Origin of the sequence: uncultured Murdochiella sp. (assembly GCF_902488755.1) — a bacterium.
GTDB lineage: Bacteria > Bacillota > Clostridia > Tissierellales > Peptoniphilaceae > Murdochiella.
In genome coordinates this window covers 1-2,365 of sequence record NZ_CABTXF010000076.1, presented here as the reverse complement: position 1 = coordinate 2,365, position 2,365 = coordinate 1, and the positions used below count along the sequence as shown (strand labels likewise).

General features: G+C 49.5%; 8 protein-coding genes. All 8 read left to right on the top strand.

What is annotated here, in order from left to right:
• A partial coding sequence (locus tag RDL68_RS06260; RefSeq protein WP_308540819.1) for a ribosomal protein L16 occupies positions 1 to 183 on the top strand: 183 nt, incomplete at its 5' end.
• Complete coding sequence (gene rpmC, locus RDL68_RS06255; protein ID WP_308540818.1) at positions 183 to 389, top strand: 50S ribosomal protein L29; 207 nt, start codon at positions 183 to 185, stop codon at positions 387 to 389. The genes RDL68_RS06260 and rpmC, both read left to right, overlap by 1 nt.
• A 3-nt stretch (positions 390 to 392) precedes the next feature.
• Positions 393 to 653, top strand: coding sequence for a 30S ribosomal protein S17 (rpsQ, locus tag RDL68_RS06250; RefSeq protein ID WP_308540817.1), 261 nt, complete (start codon positions 393 to 395; stop codon positions 651 to 653).
• Between the two features lie 14 nt (positions 654 to 667).
• Positions 668 to 1,036, top strand: coding sequence for a 50S ribosomal protein L14 (rplN, locus tag RDL68_RS06245; protein WP_308540815.1), 369 nt, complete (start codon positions 668 to 670; stop codon positions 1,034 to 1,036).
• Between the two features lie 10 nt (positions 1,037 to 1,046).
• Complete coding sequence (rplX, locus tag RDL68_RS06240; protein ID WP_308540814.1) at positions 1,047 to 1,358, top strand: 50S ribosomal protein L24; 312 nt, start codon at positions 1,047 to 1,049, stop codon at positions 1,356 to 1,358.
• Between the two features lie 11 nt (positions 1,359 to 1,369).
• Positions 1,370 to 1,912 (top strand): 50S ribosomal protein L5, encoded by a 543-nt coding sequence (gene rplE / locus RDL68_RS06235; protein ID WP_308540813.1) that lies wholly within the window; start codon positions 1,370 to 1,372, stop codon positions 1,910 to 1,912.
• Positions 1,913 to 1,923: 11 nt separating this feature from the next.
• Complete coding sequence (locus RDL68_RS06230) at positions 1,924 to 2,109, top strand: type Z 30S ribosomal protein S14 (RefSeq protein WP_071705383.1); 186 nt, start codon at positions 1,924 to 1,926, stop codon at positions 2,107 to 2,109.
• A gap of 20 nt (positions 2,110 to 2,129) precedes the next feature.
• A partial coding sequence (gene rpsH, locus RDL68_RS06225) for a 30S ribosomal protein S8 (protein ID WP_308540812.1) occupies positions 2,130 to 2,365 on the top strand: 236 nt, incomplete at its 3' end.

Genomic DNA, 2,365 nt, shown 5'->3' with positions numbered 1-2,365 from the left:
GGTTCCGGTAAAGGTGCTCCGGAATATTGGGTTGCTGTAGTCAAACCGGGTCGTGTGCTGTTTGAAATGGCGGGCGTGCCCCATGATGTAGCAAAAGAAGCGATGCGTCTTGCTGCTGCGAAATTGCCGATGAAGACCAAATTCGTCGTGCGTGAACAAGCGGGACAGGAAGGTGAAGAATAATGAAAGCTACGGAAATTCGCAATCTCTCCGATCAGGATCTCAGTCAGAAGCTGCAGGATCTGAAGCAGGAGTTGTTCAACCTTCGCTTCCAGAATGCTGCCGGTCAGCTGGAGAATCCCAATGCGATCGGAACGGTAAAAAAAGACATCGCGCGTGTACGCACGATTCAGCAAGAACGCGCCCTTGCGGCAAGAAAGGAGGCTTAACCGATGGAGAATCGTACATCCAAACGTCCACAGAAAATCGGCGTTGTTGTCTCCAACAGCATGGATAAGACGATCGTGGTGGAGATTGCCACGTTGGTCAAGCATCCCGAATATCATAAGATGATGAAGCGTACCATCCGCATCAAGGCTCATGACGAGAATAATCAGGCGAAAATCGGCGACCGCGTTTTGGTCATGCAGACGCGTCCGTTGTCGAAAACGAAACGCTATCGCCTCGTTGAAATCCTCGAAGAAGCGAAATAAGAGAGGGGGCTTCAATGTTACAGAACGAAAGTCGTTTGAAGGTTGCCGATAACTCCGGCGCAAAAGAACTCCTGGTCATTCACGTCATCGGTAGCACCGGTCGTAAATATGCACGCATTGGCGATCAAATTCGCTGCTCTGTGAAGAATGCGACACCGGGCGGTACGGTGAAAAAAGGTGATGTCGTCACCGCCGTTGTTGTGCGCAGCAAAGACGGTGTATCGCGTCCGGATGGCAGCGTGATTCGTTTCGACGATAACGCAGCGGTCATCGTCAAGGACGACAAAAACCCTGTCGGCACACGTATTTTTGGACCGGTTACGCGCGAGCTTAGACAGAATGGCTACATGAAGATTATTTCGCTCGCACCGGAAGTACTGTAAGGAGTGGACTATGCACATTAAAAAAGGTGATCAAGTCCAGGTGATCTCCGGCAAATATAAAGGAAAAGTCGGTGAGGTTTTACAGGTTTTTCCGAAAGCGAACCGGGTCATCGTTAAGGACGTCAATATGCAGGTGAAGCACAAAAAACCACGCAACATGCAAGAGCCGGGTGGACTCATTCATCGTGAAGGACCTATCCATGCCTCGAATGTTCTGCTTTATGATGAAGCAGTAAAACGCGGGGTGCGCACACATACAGAAATCAAAGACGGGAAGAAAGTTCGCGTTTCCACGAAAAGCGACACCCGTTTTGATAAGTAAGGGGGACGACCATGGATAATACTTTATATACTCTGTATAAAAACGAGGTCGTGCCCGCTTTGATGAAAGAGTTCTCCTACGACAACATCATGCAGGTGCCGAAGCTGGAGAAAATTGTTATCAACTGCTCCATGGGAGAAGCCAAGGACAACCCGAAGGTGTTGGAAACGGCTGCACACGAGCTGGAAGTCATTACGGGACAAAAACCGGTAATTGTTAAGGCGAAACGCTCGGTGGCGAACTTCAAATTACGTGAAGGACAAGCCATTGCGACCAAAGTCACCCTTCGCCATAAGAAAATGTATGATTTCCTCGAAAAGTTGATTGCGATCGCGCTTCCGCGAGTTCGCGATTTCCGCGGGGTTTCCGCAACGTCTTTTGATGGGCGCGGCAATTATGCCATGGGCGTAAAAGAACAGCTCATCTTCCCGGAAATCAATTATGACGATGTGGATTCGATTCACGGTATGGACATTATCATTGTCACATCCGCTCAGACGGATGAGGAAGCCAAATCGTTCCTCAGCCACATGGGCATGCCGTTCGCAAAGTAAGAGGAGGAGAAATGGCAAAGAAATCATTGATTGCGAAACAGCAGAGAAAACCGAAGTTTTCGACGCGCGCCTATACCCGCTGCAGCATCTGCGGACGTCCGCACGCTGTCCTCAAAAAGTACGGTATTTGCCGCATCTGCTTCCGCGAACTGGCTTATCGCGGGGAAATTCCCGGCGTGAAAAAGGCCAGCTGGTAAGCTGAGGAGGAGGTAGAAACATGATGACAGATCCGATCGCGGATATGCTCACACGCATCCGCAATGGCAATATGAAAAAGCACGAATCCGTCGAAGTACCGGCGTCTAACATGAAGAAGAGCCTTGCGCAGATTCTTCTGGACGAGGGATACATTAAGGGATTTAACGTCGTGGAAGACAATAAGCAGGGAATGATCACGATTGATCTGAAATATGTGGATGATCAGCGTGTCATTTCGGGCTTAAAGCGCATTTG

Bases quoted from the DNA above. Each gene is read 5' to 3' on its own strand.
- rpmC (WP_308540818.1), top strand. From the start codon at position 183: ATGAAAGCTACGGAAATTCGCAATCTCTCCGATCAGGATCTCAGTCAG.
- rpsQ (WP_308540817.1), top strand. From the start codon at position 393: ATGGAGAATCGTACATCCAAACGTCCACAGAAAATCGGCGTTGTTGTC.
- rplN (WP_308540815.1), top strand. From the start codon at position 668: ATGTTACAGAACGAAAGTCGTTTGAAGGTTGCCGATAACTCCGGCGCA.
- rplX (WP_308540814.1), top strand. From the start codon at position 1,047: ATGCACATTAAAAAAGGTGATCAAGTCCAGGTGATCTCCGGCAAATAT.
- rplE (WP_308540813.1), top strand. From the start codon at position 1,370: ATGGATAATACTTTATATACTCTGTATAAAAACGAGGTCGTGCCCGCT.
- RDL68_RS06230 (WP_071705383.1), top strand. From the start codon at position 1,924: ATGGCAAAGAAATCATTGATTGCGAAACAGCAGAGAAAACCGAAGTTT.